Annotated in this window: 19 protein-coding genes and 1 pseudogene; 11 read left to right on the forward strand and 9 right to left on the reverse strand. The window is 72.8% G+C overall.

The window, feature by feature from the left end; all coding sequences use genetic code 11:
• Nucleotides 1–125: 125 nt before the first annotated feature.
• A pseudogene (locus IEY82_RS40370) lies at nucleotides 126–719 on the reverse strand (ATP-binding cassette domain-containing protein); the annotation flags it as partial.
• A gap of 389 nt (nucleotides 720–1108) precedes the next feature.
• On the opposite strand from IEY82_RS40370, the gene IEY82_RS19870 reads away from it, so the two are divergent.
• Nucleotides 1109–1486 (forward strand): VOC family protein, encoded by a 378-nt coding sequence (locus IEY82_RS19870; RefSeq protein ID WP_189125644.1) that lies wholly within the window; start codon nucleotides 1109–1111, stop codon nucleotides 1484–1486.
• Nucleotides 1487–1517: 31 nt separating this feature from the next.
• Here the strand turns inward: IEY82_RS19870 and IEY82_RS19875 are convergent, their stop codons facing one another.
• A complete protein-coding gene (locus IEY82_RS19875; RefSeq protein WP_189125645.1) occupies nucleotides 1518–2312 on the reverse strand; it encodes an alpha/beta hydrolase in 795 nt (264 codons plus the stop codon).
• 138 nt (nucleotides 2313–2450) lie between these two features.
• On the opposite strand from IEY82_RS19875, the gene IEY82_RS19880 reads away from it, so the two are divergent.
• The 7 genes from IEY82_RS19880 (at nucleotide 2451) to IEY82_RS19910 (ending at nucleotide 8004) form a co-directional block, all read left to right on the forward strand.
• Nucleotides 2451–3671, forward strand: a complete 1221-nt coding sequence (locus IEY82_RS19880) for a cytochrome P450 (protein ID WP_189125646.1) — start codon at nucleotides 2451–2453, stop codon at nucleotides 3669–3671.
• Nucleotides 3672–3673: 2 nt separating this feature from the next.
• Nucleotides 3674–4318: a TetR/AcrR family transcriptional regulator gene (locus IEY82_RS19885; RefSeq protein ID WP_189125683.1), complete on the forward strand. Its 645-nt coding sequence runs from the start codon at nucleotides 3674–3676 to the stop codon at nucleotides 4316–4318.
• Nucleotides 4319–4337: 19 nt separating this feature from the next.
• A complete protein-coding gene (locus IEY82_RS19890) occupies nucleotides 4338–4538 on the forward strand; it encodes a ferredoxin (RefSeq protein ID WP_189125647.1) in 201 nt (66 codons plus the stop codon).
• Complete coding sequence (locus tag IEY82_RS19895) at nucleotides 4535–5626, forward strand: NAD(P)/FAD-dependent oxidoreductase (RefSeq protein ID WP_189125648.1); 1092 nt, start codon at nucleotides 4535–4537, stop codon at nucleotides 5624–5626. The genes IEY82_RS19890 and IEY82_RS19895 overlap by 4 nt, the downstream gene beginning before the upstream one ends.
• Before the next feature lie 195 nt (nucleotides 5627–5821).
• A complete protein-coding gene (locus tag IEY82_RS19900; RefSeq protein ID WP_189125649.1) occupies nucleotides 5822–6571 on the forward strand; it encodes an SDR family oxidoreductase in 750 nt (249 codons plus the stop codon).
• A gap of 131 nt (nucleotides 6572–6702) precedes the next feature.
• The gene (locus IEY82_RS19905; RefSeq protein WP_189125650.1) at nucleotides 6703–7176 is read left to right on the forward strand and encodes a GNAT family N-acetyltransferase; all 474 of its coding nucleotides are present in this window, start codon (nucleotides 6703–6705) and stop codon (nucleotides 7174–7176) included.
• 156 nt (nucleotides 7177–7332) lie between these two features.
• Nucleotides 7333–8004: a DUF998 domain-containing protein gene (locus tag IEY82_RS19910; RefSeq protein ID WP_189125651.1), complete on the forward strand. Its 672-nt coding sequence runs from the start codon at nucleotides 7333–7335 to the stop codon at nucleotides 8002–8004.
• A gap of 28 nt (nucleotides 8005–8032) precedes the next feature.
• Here the strand turns inward: IEY82_RS19910 and IEY82_RS19915 are convergent, their stop codons facing one another.
• Complete coding sequence (locus IEY82_RS19915) at nucleotides 8033–9160, reverse strand: helix-turn-helix domain-containing protein (RefSeq protein WP_225263378.1); 1128 nt, start codon at nucleotides 9158–9160, stop codon at nucleotides 8033–8035.
• Nucleotides 9161–9397: 237 nt separating this feature from the next.
• Between IEY82_RS19915 and IEY82_RS19920 the strand changes: the two genes are divergently transcribed.
• Entirely contained in the window at nucleotides 9398–10753 is a 1356-nt protein-coding gene (locus tag IEY82_RS19920; RefSeq protein ID WP_189125653.1) for a flavin-containing monooxygenase, read from the forward strand.
• Nucleotides 10750–11631: an SDR family NAD(P)-dependent oxidoreductase gene (locus tag IEY82_RS19925; RefSeq protein ID WP_225263380.1), complete on the forward strand. Its 882-nt coding sequence runs from the start codon at nucleotides 10750–10752 to the stop codon at nucleotides 11629–11631. The genes IEY82_RS19920 and IEY82_RS19925 overlap by 4 nt, the downstream gene beginning before the upstream one ends.
• A gap of 26 nt (nucleotides 11632–11657) precedes the next feature.
• On the opposite strand, the gene IEY82_RS19930 is transcribed toward IEY82_RS19925, so the two are convergent.
• From IEY82_RS19930 to IEY82_RS19945, 4 genes are all read right to left on the reverse strand, one after another.
• The gene (locus tag IEY82_RS19930; protein WP_189125654.1) at nucleotides 11658–12317 is read right to left on the reverse strand and encodes a DsbA family oxidoreductase; all 660 of its coding nucleotides are present in this window, start codon (nucleotides 12315–12317) and stop codon (nucleotides 11658–11660) included.
• Nucleotides 12318–12354: 37 nt separating this feature from the next.
• Nucleotides 12355–12717 carry an antibiotic biosynthesis monooxygenase gene (locus IEY82_RS19935; RefSeq protein WP_189125655.1) on the reverse strand — a complete coding sequence of 121 codons (363 nt, stop codon included), beginning with the start codon at nucleotides 12715–12717 and terminating at the stop codon, nucleotides 12355–12357.
• A 123-nt stretch (nucleotides 12718–12840) separates the two neighbouring features.
• Nucleotides 12841–13857: a zinc-dependent alcohol dehydrogenase family protein gene (locus tag IEY82_RS19940; RefSeq protein WP_189125656.1), complete on the reverse strand. Its 1017-nt coding sequence runs from the start codon at nucleotides 13855–13857 to the stop codon at nucleotides 12841–12843.
• A 33-nt stretch (nucleotides 13858–13890) separates the two neighbouring features.
• A complete protein-coding gene (locus tag IEY82_RS19945; RefSeq protein ID WP_225263390.1) occupies nucleotides 13891–14106 on the reverse strand; it encodes a carboxymuconolactone decarboxylase family protein in 216 nt (71 codons plus the stop codon).
• A gap of 118 nt (nucleotides 14107–14224) precedes the next feature.
• On the opposite strand from IEY82_RS19945, the gene IEY82_RS39930 reads away from it, so the two are divergent.
• Nucleotides 14225–14353 (forward strand): hypothetical protein, encoded by a 129-nt coding sequence (locus IEY82_RS39930; RefSeq protein WP_263648261.1) that lies wholly within the window; start codon nucleotides 14225–14227, stop codon nucleotides 14351–14353.
• A gap of 33 nt (nucleotides 14354–14386) precedes the next feature.
• Here the strand turns inward: IEY82_RS39930 and IEY82_RS19950 are convergent, their stop codons facing one another.
• On the reverse strand, nucleotides 14387–15001 hold the full coding sequence (locus tag IEY82_RS19950) for a nuclear transport factor 2 family protein (protein ID WP_225263392.1): 615 nt from the start codon (nucleotides 14999–15001) through the stop codon (nucleotides 14387–14389).
• 142 nt (nucleotides 15002–15143) lie between these two features.
• Nucleotides 15144–15758 (reverse strand): TetR/AcrR family transcriptional regulator, encoded by a 615-nt coding sequence (locus tag IEY82_RS19955; protein ID WP_189125659.1) that lies wholly within the window; start codon nucleotides 15756–15758, stop codon nucleotides 15144–15146.
• Nucleotides 15759–16126 lie beyond the last annotated feature (368 nt).

Here is a 16126-nt window from a genome sequence, read left to right on the forward strand (position 1 = left end):
GCCTCCTGTTGCACGGCCAGAGCCTCCTGGTAGGCGGACCAGCCGCCGCCGTACCAGGTGACCGTACCGGCACGCAGCTCGGCGATGCGGTCCACCCGTTCCAGCAGGTCACGGTCGTGGCTGACCACGACCAGCACGCCGGAACGCCAGGAGTCGACGGCCTCGTACAGCCGGCGGCGCGCGAACAGGTCGAGGTTGTTGGTCGGCTCGTCGAGCAGCAGCACGTCGGGACGCTCCAGCAACAGCGCGGCCAGCCGCAGCAGGACGGTCTCGCCGCCGGACAGCCGCCCCACGGTGCGGTCCAGCTCGACGTCGCCGAGCCCGAGCGAGCCCAGCGTCGCCAGTGCCCGCTCCTCGACGTCCCAGTCGTCGCCGACGATCTCGAAGTGCTCCTCGCGCACGTCTCCGGCCTCGATGGCGCGCAGCGCGGCGCGCCGCTCGGCGATGCCCAGCGCCTGGTCGACGCGCAGGGTCGTGTCGAGCGTGAGGTTCTGCGGCAGGTAGGCGAGGTCACCGCCCACGGCCACCGACCCCTGGGAGGGGCGCAGCCGGCCGGCCAGCAGCCGCAGCAGGGTGGACTTGCCCGAGCCGTTGGCGCCGACCAGGCCGACGCGGCCCCGGCCGATGCTGAGGGAGAGCCCGTCGAGGACGGTCGTGCCGTCTGGCCACCGGAAGGACAGGGCGGAGCAGGTCACGGAGGCGTTGACGGGATTGGTCATGATGGTTTCTCGCAGTCGCACGCGGTGGATGGGGACTTCGTGTGCGAGCACCACGCGGCGACCGGGCCGGAAGAAGGGTGCGGCGGCCCTCCGAAGGGTGAGGATGGCTCATGCACCGAGGTCGCATTCCACGCGGGGTCACGGGGCCGGGAAAGCCGGCCGCGGGGTGACGCGTACGGCCCAGGCCGTACCGCGCGGTGATCGCGGACCTCAGATGCGCAACGTCCACCTCTATCGGAGACGACAGGACTCTGGAACTCTACCCCGGTCGCTCGCCGGAGTCGCCGGATTTATCACCCCTAAGGCGGGTGCCGCGTGGCGGAGTGCCGCCCGCGCCGGGCCCGGGTTAGGTTCGAGGAAGACCCGGAGCGAGCGGAGGGGGCCGCGCCATGGCCGTGCAGCTGAACCACACCATCGTCGAATCCACCGACCGCGACGGCACCGCGGCCTTCCTGACCGATCTGCTGGGGCTGGAGCCCGCGCCCCTGTTCGGCCCGTTCCGCGTGGTCGAGCTGGGCAACGGCGTCTCCCTGGACGTGATGCAGAGCGGCGGTCCGGTGCACCCGCAGCACTACGCCTTCCTGGTCACGGAGGAGGAGTTCGACCAGATCTGGGACCGGATCAAGGGTCGCGGCCTCACGTTCTGGGCCGACCCGCGCCACGACCAGCCCGGCACCGTCAACACCCACGACGGCGGCCGCGGCCTCTACTGGTCCGACCCGGACGGCCACAATCTGGAGATCATCACGCGTCCGTACGGCGGGTGAGTGGTCGCGCCGGTCGCCGGGGGCGGGTGGTTCAACGGCCGCCGGCGATCCGGTGGGCCAGGTCCACCACCGCGCCGACCACGTCCGGGCCGTCCAGGAGGACGGGGTCGTTGTGGCCCGCTCCCGGCACCTCGACCAGGGTGACCTCTCCCCCGGCGGCCTCGGCGACCGCCCTGCTCAGCCGTGGGGGCACGATCGTGTCGCCCGTCCCGTACAGGATCATGGTGGGCGCTCGTACGGTGGCGAGCCGCTCGGCGACCGGGAAGCGGTCGCGCAGCAGCGGCCGGACCGGCAGGTAGGGGTAGTTGACCTGGCCCGCCGCCGCGAGGTCGGTGAAGGGCGAGCGGAGCACCAGCCCGTCCGGCGGGTGCTCGGTGGCGAGCCTGGTCACCACCGCCGCGCCGAGGCTCTCGCCGAAGTAGACGATCCGCGTGTCCCCGAGGAACCGGCGGGCGGCGAGGACGTCGAGGTGCAGGCCTTCCTCGGTCGGGCTGCCGGGATTGCCGCCGTAGCCGCGGTAGTCCATCAGCAGCACCGGCAGCCCCCGCGCGGCGAGGGCGCGGGCCAGCGCCGCGCGGTCCAGCCGGTTGCCCGCGTTGCCGCCCGCGATCAGCACGGTCACGTCGTGGTCGCCGGGGACGAACCAGGCGCCGAGCCGGACCCCGTCGTCCGTGGTGAACGACACGTCGCGCGCCCCCTGGATCACGTCGGCGGCACGCGGCACCGGCCCGCGGTCGCGCAGGTAGATCAGCCGGCGCTGGACCGCCCACAACAGCCCGGCCAGCAGCGCCGCTGTCACCAGGAGGACGACCAAGGTGCGCACCATCGACGGTCACTCATCACGAGAGGCGGTTTCGCACCATGGTCGCACAGCCGGGTCTTGGCCAAGGTTTTAAGTCAGTCGCTTGACTTTGAATTGGCCGCTCTGGTTGCCTGACGACGGAGGCTGACCCGAAAGGTGACAATGAGCCAGGACCACGGTAAGAAGACGCTGAGCTATCCCATCCCCAACGACGCGCCGCTGGAGCCGCCGGCCGAGTGGGCGCGGCTGCGGCGGCAGTGCCCGGTCGCGCGGGTGGAGTTGCCCAGCGGGGACGAGGCGTCCCTGCTGACCCGCTACGACGACGTCAAGCAGGTGCTGGCCGATCCGCGCTTCACCCGGCTGCTCAACGCCGACGACGCGGCGCGGCTGTCGGCCGACGACTCGGGCGGGCTGTTCAGCAGCGAGATGGCGCAGGTGATCCCCGACAGCGGCGAGGGGCACCAGCGCTGGCGGCGGCTGGTCGGCAAGTGGTTCACCGCCAAGCGGATGGCCGCGCTGCGGCCCGTGATGGAGGAGATGGCCGACCAGCTCATCGACGACATGGTCAAGCTCGGCCGGCCCGCCGATCTCAAGGCGAGCCTCGGCTTCCCGCTGCCCGTGTACGTGATCTGCGACCTGCTCGGGGTGCCCGCCGCCGACCGCGACAGGTTCGCGTACTGGTCCGACACGATGCTCAACCTGACCAAGTTCGCCAAGGTGGAGATCGACGCCGCGCAGGCCGAGTTCGCCCAGTACATGTCCGAGCACGTCGCCGCCAAGCGGGAGCAGCCGGGCGAGGACCTGATCAGCGAGCTGATCAGGAGCGCGGACGCCGACGGCGGCGGCCTGTCCGACGTCGAGCTGCTGGTCACCGGCATCGCGCTGCTGGTGGCCGGGCACGAGACCACCGCCAACATGATCGGCAAGATGGTCGGCATGCTGCTGGCCGACCGCACCCGCTGGGAGCGTCTGCTGGCCGACCGGTCGCTGGTGCGCACGGCCGTGGAGGAGTCGTTGCGGTTCGACGCCAACTCGGGCTTCGGGCTGCCGCGCTACCTCCGCGAGGAGACCGAGGTCGGCGGGACGGTGCTGCCGCGCGGTACGACGGTGATCTGCAGCATGGCCGCGGCCAACCGCGACGAGAGCGTCTTCGACGGCGCCGACGAGATGGACCTGAGCCGCAGCCCCAATCCGCACCTGTCCTTCGGCTCCGGGGCGCACTCCTGCCTGGGCCAGGCGCTCGCCCGGACCGAGCTGCAGGTCGTGCTGGAGGTGCTGCTGCGCAGGCTGCCGACCCTGGAGCTCGCCGTGCCGGTGGACGAGCTGCCGAAGGTGGACGGCCTGGTCGTCGGGGGGTTGCGCGAAGTCCCGGTGCGGTGGTGAGGATGGCGGCCCGGGCCGAGCGGGTCAACGCGACGCGCGGGCAGATCCTGGCGGCGGCGGAGCGGTTGTTCGCCGAGCACGGGGTGTTCGCCGTGTCCAACCGCCAGGTCAGCGAGGCCGCCGGACAGGGCAACAACGCCGCGGTCGGCTACCACTTCGGCACCAAGACCGACCTGGTGCGCGCGATCGTGCGCAAGCACGTGGAGCCGATCGAGCGCATCCGCACCCGCATGCTGGCCGAGGCCGGCGACTCCGCTGAGGTACGGCACTGGGTGGCCTGCCTGGTGCGCCCGTTCACCGAGCACCTGGCCGCCCTGGGCAACCCCACCTGGTTCGCCCGGTTCAGCGTCCAGGTGCTGACCGATCCCGCCCTGCGCGACATCATGATCGACGAGGCGCTCACCTCGCCCACGCTCCTGGACATCCTCGACGGGCTCAACCGCTGCCTGCCCGCGCTGCCGCCCGAGGTGCGGGCCGAACGCGGTGACATGGCGACGCAGTTGCTGCTGCACATGTGCGCCGAACGCGAGCGCGCGCTCGCCGACGGCATGCCCACTCCCCGCGCCGGCTGGCACGGCGCGGCGACCGGGCTGATCGACGCGATCGTGGCGGTGTGGACGGCCCCCGTCACACCCGACCCGACCTGATACGGAGAGGAACCCCCTGATGAAAGTCACCGTGGACGAGGCCAGGTGCTGCGGCGCCGGCCAGTGCGTGCTGCTCGCGCCGGAGGTGTTCGACCAGCGTGAGGACGACGGGATCGTGGTCCTGCTGGAGGCCGAGCCAGCCGAGCACCTGCATGCGACGGTGCGCGAGGCCGCGGCCGTCTGCCCCGCGTCCGCCATCGAACTGAGCGACGCCGGGTGAGCGTTCCCGCCGATGTCGTGGTGGTCGGCGCCTCCGCCGCCGGGCTCGCCACGGCCGAGGCGTTGCGGCGCAAGGGCTACCAGGGCGGCCTGACCGTCCTGGGCGCCGAGCCGCACCTGCCCTACGATCGGCCGCCCCTGTCCAAGCAGGTCCTGTCCGGCGCCTGGGCCCCTGACCGGGCCCGGTTGCGGCCACGGGAGGCGCTGTCGGCCCTGGGCGCCGAGTTCCTGCTCGGTGACCCGGCCGTCGGGCTGGACGTGGAGCGGCGCGCCGTCCACACCGCGTCCGGCCGCACCCTGCGCGCCGGCGCCGTGGTGGTCGCCACGGGGCTGCGCCCGCGCACGCTGCCCGGGCAGGCCGGGCTGGCCGGGGTGCACGTGCTGCGCACCCTCGACGACGCGCTCGCGCTGCGGGCCGACCTGCGGGCCGACCTGCGGGATCCGGCGCGGCTGGTGGTGGTCGGCGACGGGGTGCTCGGCGCCGAGATCGCCGCCACCGCGTGCGAGCTGGGCGCGGCGGTCACGCTGGCCGGCCCCGAGCCCGCGCCTCTGGCCGGCCGGCTCGGACCGATGATCGCGGGGCTGCTCGCCGACCTGCACGCCGAGCGCGGCGTGCGGCTGCGGCCGGGCGCCGGCGTCAGCGGGCTGGACGGGCACGACGGGCGGGTGACGGGCGTGCGCCTCGGCACCGGCGAGGTGCTGCCGGCCGACGTGGTCGTGGTCGCGATCGGGGCCGTGCCCGAGACCGGCTGGCTGGCCGGCACCCTGATCAGGCTGGAGAACCGCACCAACGCCACCGAACAGGGCGGCCTGGTCGCGTCCTGCATCCTGGGCGACGACCGCCCCTACCGCCCCGTGCCCTACTTCTGGACCGACCAGTTCGACGCCAGGATCCACGTCCACGGGACCCCGTCCGCCGGCGCCGAGCCGACCGTCGTGGACGGCGACCCGGCCGAACGCCGCTTCGTCGCGCTCTACCACCGCAACGCCACCATCACCGGCGTCCTCGGCTGGAACATGCCCAAACAGGCCCGCCTGTGGCGCGGCCGGATCGGCGACGCCGTGACCGGCCTCGCTCCCGCGCTGTGACGACACGCAGCGCGACGGGGCACACCGCGTCCCGCCGGCGCGAGGGCCGGAGTTGAGACAGGACCCCTCAACCGCGGCCTCGGGATTCCTCCTCGCTGACGAAGGGGAGGATGTCAACCGTTTGAAAGGTGTCAGAAACGACCGGTGAGCGGTGCGGAGATCTCTCCGGGTCGACAGGGGCAACGGGGGGATCCCATGAAGATCGTGGTCATCGGCGGCAGTGGGCTCATCGGCAGGAAAGTGGTGAACGACCTGCGCGAGGGCGGTCACGAGGCGGTGCCCGCGTCGCCGTCCTCGGGCGTCGACACCGTCACCGGCGCCGGACTGGCGGAGGCTTTGGAGGGCGCGTCGGTGGTCGTCGACGTGTCCAACTCGCCCTCCTTCGAGGACGCGGTGGCGCTGGACTTCTTCAGGACGTCGACCGGCAACCTGCTCGCCGCGGAGGCGGAGGCGGGCGTCGGACATCACGTCGCGCTGTCCGTGGTGGGCACCGAGCGGCTGTCCGAGAGCGGCTACTTCCGCGCGAAGGCCGCGCAGGAGGAGCTGATCAAGGGCTCCTCGATCCAATACTCGATCGTCCGGGCGACGCAGTTCTTCGAGTTCGTCAAGAGCATCGCCGAGGCGGGCTCCGATGGTGACGTGATCCGCGTGCCGACCGCGTTCATCCAGCCCATCGCGGCCGGCGACATCGCCGACGCCGTGGCCGCCGTGGCCGTCGGCCCGCCGGTGAACGGCGTCGTCGAGGTGGCCGGGCCCGAACGGTTCCGTCTCGACGACCTCGTACGGCGCGGCCTGAGCGCGTGGCGCGATCCGCGCGAGGTGGTGCCCGACCCTCACGCGCGCTACTTCGGCATCGAACTGGTCGAGGACACCCTCGTCCCCGTCGGCGAGGCGCGCATCGCCGAGACCCGCTTCGCGGAGTGGCTCGCCCGTCCGGCCACCTGAGCGTTTCGCCCGGCGCCGGGTCGCGGGTGCCCTCGCCCAGGGCGGCGGACGGCACGTCGAGCGGCGTGAGCCGGACCGCCGACCCCGGACCGCTCGGCCCCGCGCGAGGCCGAGCGGCTAAGGTCTGGCGGATGGGTGACGCGCGGAGGGCGACGGCGGCGGACGCCGCGGAGTTGGTACGACTGCGGGGCGTGATGTTCGCCGACCTGCCGGGCCAGGAGTCCGAGGGCGACGCGTGGATGCGGAGCGCCGTGGAGGCGCTGCGCCGCCGGCTGGACGAGCCGGACCCGTCGATGGTCGCGTTCGTCGTGGAACGCCCCGACCGGCCGGGCGAGCTGGCGGCCTGCGCGGTGGGGGCCGTGGAGTTCCGGCTCGGCGGCCCGAGGAATCCCAGCGGAGTGTCCGGATACGTCTTCAACGTCGTGACCGATCTGGCCTACCGGCGACGGGGCTACTCGCGGCTCTGCGTGACGGCACTGCTCGACTGGTATCGCGACCGCGGGATCACCGCCGTCCACCTGCGCGCCTCCACGCAGGGTGAGCCGCTCTACCGCTCGCTGGGCTTCGTCCGCACGGCCGATCCGGCCATGCGGCTCAAGGACTGACCGACCGGCCGGGCACCCTCGGCTCACCCGTCGTCGCCGCGGCGGAGGGTGAGCGGTCATCCCGGACGGGGATCGCGATGACGCATTGACAAAATTGATTTTTATATTCAAGATTCCTTTTGAAAAGGTACGCGCATCCCGATGAAAGGAGTGCACATGAGTCACGCCCCGCGAGCGCTCGAGACGGCACCCGCAGCAGCCTCGACGACGGCCCTGCTGTGGTGCGGCGTCGCCGCCGGCCCGCTGTTCGTCGCCACGGTCGTCCTCCAGGAGCTCACCCGCGACGGGTTCGATCCCGTGCGCCACGCGCTCAGCCAGCTGAGCCTGGGCGATCACGGCTGGATCCAGACGGCCAACTTCGTCGTCTCCGGCCTGCTGGTGCTGGTCTCGGCCGTCGGCCTGCGGCGCCTGCTGCATCCGGGTCCCGCCGGAACGTGGGGGCCGTTACTGATCGGTCTGTACGGGTTCGGGCTGATCTGGGGCGGCGTGTTTCCCACCGATCCGGCCGCCGGCTTCCCACCCGGCACGCCTGACGTGGTGAGCGAGCCGAGCTGGCACGGCATGCTGCACAACCTGGCCCCGGTCTTCACCGGCCTGACCCTGATCGTGGCCTGCCTGGTCTTCGCCCGCCGTTTCGTCCGGCTCGGGCAGCGCGGGTGGGCGGCCTACTGCCTGGTGACCGCGCCGGCCTACCTCGTCCTCGGGTTCGCCGCCTTCCCTCTGGCGGACCTGCGATGGCTGCTGCTCGGCGGGGCGCTGATCTGGCTGTGGGCGTCGGCGGTGACCTTCAGGCTCATCACCGAATCAAGGGCGGCCGGTCAGCGGTAGCCGGTCTCGCCGTCGAGCGGCAGGACGGTCAGGCCCGGGTCAGCCAGGCGTGGCACAGCCACCAGGCGTCCACCGCGCCGAACGTCGCGTACGGGTCGATGCCGGTGACGTCGGCGAAGCGCTGCAGCCGGTTGCGCACCGTGTTGGGGTGCACGAACAGCCGCTCGGCCGCCGTGGCCACGTCGCGGTCGGCCTCCAGCCAGGCGCACACCGCACGGGCGACCGGCTCGGCCCGCGTGCCGAGTGCCGTCCACGCAGGCCGGTGATGGTCGAGCAGCACCGCCGCCAGCTCGGTCCGGTCGGCCATCGCGGCCAGCGCCGGCACCCTGGCGACGTGCACCACGCCGTCCCGGCCCGTCGACTCGGCGGCGTTCAGCGCGGCGACCGCCAGGCGCCGTACGGTCGCCAGGTCCTCCGGGTCGGCCGGACCGGCGAGCCCGGCCACCGCCCCCGCCCTGGCGGCGCGGCTCGACGGAGCGCGGCCGAGCACCCCGACCAGCAGGCCGTCCACCACCGCGCACAGCACCGGGGGCTGCTCGCGCAGCGAACGCTCCAGGCCCGTCGCGGCCTCGCCCGGACGGGCGGCCACCACCCACAGGCCGCCGGTGACCGGCAGGCCCGCCTCGGCCGCCGCCAGCGCGGCCGCCGAACCTCCGTCGAGCAGGCGGCGCAGGATCGACGCCTCCCGATCCCAGGTGCGCGGGCCCTGCCCCGCCTTCGTGGCATGGTGCGCCGCGATCAGCCGGGCCCGCATGGCCTCCGCCCAGTCGTCGTACAGCTCGCGCGCGTCCAGCAGGCGGTCAGGGCCGACCCCTGCCGCGCCGGCGACCTCCCGCGCCCGTGACCAGATCGCCCGCTCGGCCACGTGGATGGCTCCCAGAACCGCCTCGATGGGCACGCCCTGCCGGGCCCGCGTGACGGCGAGCTCCTCCACGAACGACAGCTCCGCCTCCGTCGGGCCGCGCCTGGCCGCCAGCGCCCGGGTCGCCGCGACGAGCAGCGCGCGGGTGTGCCCGGCGATGTCGGGCGAGGGCAGGACGGCGATCTCCCGCACCTTCGCCCGCACCACGGACGCGACTGACGCCATCAGGTCGGCGTCGCCGGCGATCCGTTCGATGAGGTCGACCACGGGGGTCCAGTCGTCGCGAGAGTCCACCCCGCGATCGTGCCCGAGGTTGTGATCCGTCACAACCTCGGGCGGCAAAACCGTAAGGAGCACCATGGCCCAGGCCGCGATCAGGCCATACGTTGGAAACTGCCACAACACTTACCCGCAGGCGGACGGTGGCCCCACTCGCCCCGCCCTCCGACGTAGCCCGCCCTCCGACGTAGCCCGCCCTCTGACATAGCCCCGCTCTCTGACGTAGCCGCGCCCTTCGAGGAGAACGCCCCCATGCTCCCTGCCTGCCGTGTCGCCGTGATCGGCGCCGGAGCGGCCGGACTCGCCACGACCAAGGCCCTGCTCGACGCCGGCCTCGACGTCGTCACGTACGAGAAGGGCGACCGGCCCGGCGGCCTGTGGGCCGGCGACAACGGCAGCGGCCTGTCCCCCGCCTACGCCTCCCTGCACCTCAACACCAGCAAGGGCCGCACCGAGTTCGCCGACTTCCCGATGCCCGCCGAGTGGCCCGACTATCCGTCGGCCGGCCAGGTGGCCGGCTACCTCGCCGACTACGCCGAGACCTTCGGCCTCACCCCGCACCTGCGGTTCGGCGCCACGGTCGGCTCCGTCGAGCGCGACGACGCCGGACACTCCTGGACCGTGACCACCGCATCGGGCGAGGCCGGCCGCTACGACGCCGTCGCCGTGGCCAACGGCCACAACTGGGACCCGCGCCTGCCGGAGCCCGGCTACCCCGGCACGTTCGCCGGCATCCAGATGCACGCCCACGACTACCGCACCCCCGACGTCTTCCGCGACCGGCGGGTGCTGGTGGTGGGCATGGGCAACTCCGCGATGGACATCGCCGTCGACGCCTCCCACGTCGCGCGCGGGCCCGTCCTGCTCTCGGCCCGTCACGGCGTGCACATCGTGCCGAAGTACCTGTTCGGCCGGCCCGCCGACGCGACCGGCGCCGCCATGTCGGCGCTGCCCTGGCGGGTGCGCCAGCGCATCGCCGAGACCCTGCTCAGACTGGCCGTCGGCACCCCGCAGAGGTACGGGCTGCCCGCCCCCTCGGGCGGCCTCTTCCAGAACCACCCCACGATCAGCGACACCATCCTGCACCGCCTCACCCACGGCGAGGTGGCCCCCCGGCCGGGCATCGACCGTCTCGACGGCGGGCGCGTCGTCTTCGCGGACGGCGCCTCCGACCCGGTCGACGTGATCGTCTGGGCCACCGGCTACCGCGTGACCATGCCCTTCCTCACCTCACACTGGCTCGGCGACGATCCGGAACGGCTGCCGCTGTACCAGCGGATCTTCCACCTGCGGGATCCGAGTCTGGCCTTCGTCGGGCTCATGCAGTCGACCGGCGCGGCCCTGCCCATCGTCGAAGCCCAGGCCAAGCTGGTCGCCGCCCACCTGTCCGGCCGCTACGCGCTGCCCTCCGCGGCCGAGCAGCGGCGCTCCGTCGCCCGCGCGCTGCGCGCCGCCACCGAGCGTTGGGGCGACCGGCGACCGGCCATGCGCGTCGACTTCGACCGCTACGTCGCCGCGCTGCCGCGCGAGACGAAGGCCGGCCGGGCGCGGCTGCTGCGCGGCGCCCGGCCGTTCACCCCTACCCGCCGCGAGGAGACCCGCGCGTGAGCACTTCCCCCGCCTCCCCTACCTCCCCCGCCGCTCCTGGCCGGACGACCGGTCGCCGCCGGGACGCGCGCGGCCTGCGCGTCATCGTCACCGGCGCGTCCGGCACGTTCGGCCGGGCGATCAGCGCCCGGCTGGCCGGGCTCGGCGCGCACGTCGTCGGCCTGGATCTGAACCCGCGCTCGGACGACCCGGTCGAGGTCCTGGCCTGCGACATCACCGACGACGCCGGCGTGCCCGCCGCCGTGTCGGCCGCCATCGCGAAACTCGGCGGCCTCGACCTGCTGATCAACAACGCCGGCGTCGGCGGCCCCGCCCCGGCCGAGCTGCCGCCCGGAGCCGAGGCCCGCCGCCAGCTCGACATCAACCTGCTCGGCACCTGGCGTGTCACCGCCGCCTGCGTGGACGACCTCGTCCGATCCCGTGGCCGGGTCGTCATGCTCTCCTCGCGGATGGCCGTCATGCAGCTGCCTCTCGCGGCCGCGTACGGCGCCTCCAAACGCGCGCTCGTCGCGTACGCCGACGCGCTGCGCCTGGAGATCGGCACTCACGTCACCGTCTCGTGCGTCTACCCGTCGGCGGTGCGCAGCCCCATCCACGACTCGACCGCCGCCGCCGGCCTGTCGCTGGAGGGCCTGAGCAGTTACGAGCCGCTGGAGGGCGTGGTCGACGCGGTGCTTCGCGCGGCGCTCGGCCGTCGACGGCGCCGCGACCTGGCGACCACCCGGCGCGGAGCCGTCGAGCTGTTCCTGGCCCGGCACCTGCCCTCGGTCACCGACCGGATCATCGCCCGCACCCTGGCCGGCCGCGCCCGTTCCGGCGCGTTCGACGGAGCCGAGCTGGCGGCCGGGGTCGTCGCGCGCCACACCGGCACGCCCTGAGCGCGGCACCGGGCGTGGAAGACAGGTCAGCCGGACCGGTCGGACCTGGCCGGAGCACCGTAGGGGCTGGTCAGACCATGGTTCAGGAGCCGGCGCAGCTCGGCCACGGGCTGGACGCCCGAGACCGGTGGCCGCCCGTCGATCACCAGTGAGGGGACTCCGGTGACGCCGTACTCGGCCGCGCGGCGCCGGTCGGCCCGCACCGCCTCGGCGTAGTCGGCACCGGACAGGACGGCCTGCGCCTCATCGGCGTCCAGGCCGGCGTCGCGGGCCAGGTCTCGCAGCACCAGCGGGTCGGCCACGTTGAGCCCTTCGGTGTGGTAGGCGCGAAGCAGCCGTTCCATCATCTGGTCGGCCCGGCCCCGGTCGGCGGCCAGCTGGCACAGCCGGTGCGCGTCGAAGGTGTTCACCGGCCGGGCCAGCTCCAGGTTGAGCTCCAGCCCTTCCGCGGCGCCCAGGGACCGGATCAGCGCCACGCGGGCCGATGCCTGGGCGCCCCACCATCCGGCCATGGCCTCGGCCGCGGTCGGACCCGGGACCCGGCCTTCCTCCGGTGAGAGCTCGTACCCGCGCCAGATGGTCCGCACCCGGTCACGGTCGTTGACCGTCTCCAGGGCCGCCGTCAGGCGCCGCCTGCCGATGTAGCACCACGGGCACAGGACATCGGCGTAGATCTCGACGTGCATGAAGGTCCTTTGTCGTGAGGCGGGATGTCCGATGCGGTCAGGAGTCCAGGTGCTGTGGCCCGGGGCCGATCTCCCGCACGACGGTGTAGGTGGGAATCCCGCTCATCCGGGGTTCGGCCGTGCCGGACAGGCTCTCCAGGGCGCCGCTGATGGCGGCCATCCGGCCGTCGGTGTCCGACGTTTCCACGAAGTGGCGGTAGTCCGCCTCGCTCGCCCAGCGCACGATGTTGTAGACGCGGGTGCCGTCGGTGCTCACGTGGAAGCGGGCCGACCGGTAGCCGGGATGGAAACGCACCCACCGCTCCATGATCTCCGCGAACGCCTCCACGAACTCCCGTTGGGTGTCGAAGCCGTCAACGGTGTAGTCGATGATCGAGTAGAAGCCGGTGTCCTTGCTCACGTACGTGCTCCTCGGGGTCGAAGCGAGGCCTGACCACCCATCCTGCATCCTCAACCACGGTTGAGATCAACGCCCGCGCGCCGCACGTCCTGTCCGACGTCCGCGCCCCTGACCGCGCGCGGGTCAGGGGCGCAGCAGCACCTTGATGGCGCGGCGCTCGTCCATGGCGCGGTAGGCGTCGGCGACCTGCTCCAGCGGCAGCGTCAGGTCGAACACCCTGCCCGGGTCGATCCGCCCGTCCCACGCCCGCTCGATCATGTCGGGCAGGAAACGGCGCACCGGCGCGGGACCGCCGCGCAGGCCGACATGCGAGTAGAACAGCTCCTCGACCGGGAGGTCGGCTCCGTGCGGGACACCGACGAAGCCCACGTTGCCGCCGGGCCGGGTCGAGCGCAGGGCCTGCAGCATCGACTCGTGGGTGCCGACGCACTCCAGCACGGAGTCGGCGCCGACTCCGTCGGTCATGTCCTTGACGCGGGCGACGCCCTCGTCCCCTCGCTCGGTCACGATGTCGGTGGCGCCGAACGCGCTCGCGAGCTTCTGCCGCGTCTCGTGACGGCTCATGGCGATCACCCGTTCGGCGCCGAGTTGCGCGGCGGCCAGCACAGCGCACAGCCCGACGGCGCCGTCACCGACCACGACGACGGTCGCGCCGGGCTTGACCTCGGCGGCCACGGCGGCGTACCAGCCGGTGCCCATGACGTCCGACAGGGTCAGGAGGGTGGGCACCAGCTCGGCGGCGGGCTCGCCGGGAGTGGCCACCAGGGTGCCGTCGGCCAGCGGGACGCGTACCAGCTCGGCCTGGCAGCCGAGCATAAGCTCACGGTGCAGGCACGAGCTCTGGTAGCCGGCCCGGCAGTTGGCGCAGGTGTTGTCCGAGGCGAAGAACGAGCCGATGACGAACTGGCCGGGCTTGATCGTGGCGACCTCGCCGCCGACCTCCTCGACGACGCCGACGTACTCGTGCCCGATCGGTGAGGACTCGGGGAACGGAGTGATGCCACGGTAGTACCACAGGTCGGACCCGCACACGCAGGTGGCCACGGTACGGAGGACGGCATCGCCGGGATCGACCACCGTCGGGGCGGGACGCTCCTCCAAGCGCACGTCGCCGGGGGCGTGAAAGACGGCTCCTCGCATGATGGCTCCTCGCTCTCGGGTCATGGGGCCGCGTCAGCCGGTGTCGCCCTCGGCCTGCTCGACGATGGTCTTGAGGGTCTTCATCGCGGTCATGGCGGCCGGCCAGCCGGCGTAGAAGGCCAGGTGGGTGATCGCCTCGACCAGTTCGTCCTTGGTCAGCCCGTTGTCCAGGCCCTTGCGCAGGTGGAAGTCGATCTGGTCGGTGCGGTACAACGCGGCCAGCGCGGTTATTGTCGTTATTCGCGCCATTTGGGGCATACCCGGCGCTAGACGTCATTTCGTCACTGGCAGTCCTGCTGCGCCCCCGTTTTCGGGAAACGAGCCCGCGAGCGCGTCGGGACGGCACCCGCAGCGGGATGCCGGCCCTGTGCGGCCCTCAGGCTACGGCCGGGCGATCAATGGCCGCCGCGACGAGGTGGTGCCGGCCACCGAGTTCGAGATGCTGTCACGCACCGAGCACTACAACGAGGAGCAGATGTGGATGATCGTCCACTGACCCGGGACTGCCCCCGGACTGGCCCGGGGGCGCTCAGACGGTGCCGGGCGTGGGCGAACCGGCCAGCCACTCGGCGCCCTCGTCATACAGGCGCTGAACGGCCGGGCCGACCAGGCCGGGCAGGCCGCCCTTCACGGTGAAACCCGCCTTGGTCTGCAGATAGCCCAGGTGGCGGTAGCCGACCGGGAAACGCCCCAGCAGCTCGGCGTCCAAGGCCAGCGTCGCCGCCGGGTCGACGACGTCCAGCCGGTCCTTCTCGTAGATCGGCTGCCTGCGTACGAGCTTCCAGACGCCGTGGTGGACGGCGAGAAAGTCGTAGAAGCGGCCCGTGCAGACCACGTCCACCTCCACGCCGTCGACCGCCGCCCGCTGGTTGATGGTCATCTTGGTCTGGGCCACCGCCCGCTCCCCCGCCACGTCACACGTGTGACCGCCGAGGAAGTGCAGGATGCTCACCCCGGCCTCGAACCCCTCGCGGCTGCGCGTGATGAACTCATTGGCCGGCCCCTGGAACCAGGTGGCGCTCATCCAGCCGTCCACGGGATGCCAGAGCGTGGCGAACCGCTCCCAGAGACCGGCGTCACGCCACAAGGCCCAGTTTTCCACGAGCTCGCGAATCGCGATCCTGTCCTCGTCCACCTTCGCCACCGCGGACCTCCCGGTCGTCCTCTCTCGAACCCCGACGGCGCCCGCCCTCGGGAACCACGTCCGGCATCGTCCTGCACGGGACCTCGCGCGGTCCACCATCCGCTGCCGCCCAGTGGCAGCCGGCCGGCACGTTTCGGCCGGGTCACCGATCGCGCTGGTCTTCGGCGGGCCCGGCGGGAAGGACGCACGACAGGGCGCGGCGCAGGATGGCGGCGAACGCGTCGGTGTTGCCCGGCTCGAGCCAGCGCCGCCCGGCCACCCGGATGGCGCCGGCCACCGCCGCAGCCGTGACGGCGGGGAACAGGTCGCGCGAGAGGTCGGCGCCGGTGCGCGCCGCGATCGCCTCGGCGAGCGGGCCCTCCGCCATGCTGAACGCCTTCAGCGCCTCGCCCTCCAGCGCGGGCGTCGACATGATCATGCGCAGGCCGGCCTTGTCGGGCTCCGGGTCGGTGTAGAGCTCGACCACGGCCGCGATGACGGCCTGGTCGAGCGGCTCGCCGGCGGGCCGGGAGCGCAGCGCCTGCCCCACCCGCCTGGACTGATCGGCCTGGAAGGAACAGATCGCCTCCTCCCTGCTGGAGAAGTAGTTGTTGTAGGTGCGGGGTGAGACACCCGCGGCCGTGGCGATGTCGTGCACGCGGACCATGGCCAGCCCGTGAGGGCCCTGCTCGATGGCCAGGCGCAGCGCGGAGTGGCTGATCGCCTCGCGGGTGGCCTGCCGGTTGCGCGCCCGGAGGTCCATGGCGTCGTCGTTCATGACGCGACCCTACCCGATATTGCGTGGCGCGCACCAGGTGCGCGCCACGCAAGTTGTGGGTAGAGTACGACGAGACGCCTGGCACTCACGCCTGGAGAGTGCCAACCGCAAGGCGTGTGCCAGGACGGCGAGGTCCGCCGGGCGGGCCGTCCGCCCGCCCGGCGGGCCGTCCGTCGCGGGCGCCGTCCCGGCAAACCCCCATCGACCACAGGAGCAGGAATGGCTTCGAAGATGATCGCGTTCGACGAGGACGCCCGGCGCGGCCTCGAGCGCGGTATGAACCAGCTCGCCGACGCCGTCAAGGTGACCCTGGGGCCCAAGGGCCGCAACGTCGTGCTGGAGAAGAAGTGGGGCGCTCCCACGATCAC

It is taken from the genome of Nonomuraea cavernae (genome assembly GCF_014646355.1).
GTDB classification, from domain to species: domain Bacteria; phylum Actinomycetota; class Actinomycetes; order Streptosporangiales; family Streptosporangiaceae; genus Nonomuraea; species Nonomuraea cavernae.

Excerpts from the sequence above, each read along its gene's own strand:
- IEY82_RS19920 (WP_189125653.1), top strand. The coding sequence starts at position 9,398 with ATGCTCCCTGCCTGCCGTGTCGCCGTGATCGGCGCCGGAGCGGCCGGA.
- IEY82_RS19955 (WP_189125659.1), bottom strand. The coding sequence starts at position 15,758 with ATGAACGACGACGCCATGGACCTCCGGGCGCGCAACCGGCAGGCCACC.
- IEY82_RS19885 (WP_189125683.1), top strand. The coding sequence starts at position 3,674 with ATGGCGGCCCGGGCCGAGCGGGTCAACGCGACGCGCGGGCAGATCCTG.
- IEY82_RS19900 (WP_189125649.1), top strand. The coding sequence starts at position 5,822 with ATGAAGATCGTGGTCATCGGCGGCAGTGGGCTCATCGGCAGGAAAGTG.
- IEY82_RS19940 (WP_189125656.1), bottom strand. The coding sequence starts at position 13,857 with ATGCGAGGAGCCGTCTTTCACGCCCCCGGCGACGTGCGCTTGGAGGAG.
- IEY82_RS19910 (WP_189125651.1), top strand. The coding sequence starts at position 7,333 with ATGAGTCACGCCCCGCGAGCGCTCGAGACGGCACCCGCAGCAGCCTCG.
- IEY82_RS19945 (WP_225263390.1), bottom strand. The coding sequence starts at position 14,106 with ATGGCGCGAATAACGACAATAACCGCGCTGGCCGCGTTGTACCGCACC.
- IEY82_RS19880 (WP_189125646.1), top strand. The coding sequence starts at position 2,451 with ATGAGCCAGGACCACGGTAAGAAGACGCTGAGCTATCCCATCCCCAAC.
- IEY82_RS19870 (WP_189125644.1), top strand. The coding sequence starts at position 1,109 with ATGGCCGTGCAGCTGAACCACACCATCGTCGAATCCACCGACCGCGAC.
- IEY82_RS19930 (WP_189125654.1), bottom strand. The coding sequence starts at position 12,317 with ATGCACGTCGAGATCTACGCCGATGTCCTGTGCCCGTGGTGCTACATC.
- IEY82_RS19905 (WP_189125650.1), top strand. The coding sequence starts at position 6,703 with ATGGGTGACGCGCGGAGGGCGACGGCGGCGGACGCCGCGGAGTTGGTA.
- IEY82_RS19875 (WP_189125645.1), bottom strand. The coding sequence starts at position 2,312 with ATGGTGCGCACCTTGGTCGTCCTCCTGGTGACAGCGGCGCTGCTGGCC.
- IEY82_RS19890 (WP_189125647.1), top strand. The coding sequence starts at position 4,338 with ATGAAAGTCACCGTGGACGAGGCCAGGTGCTGCGGCGCCGGCCAGTGC.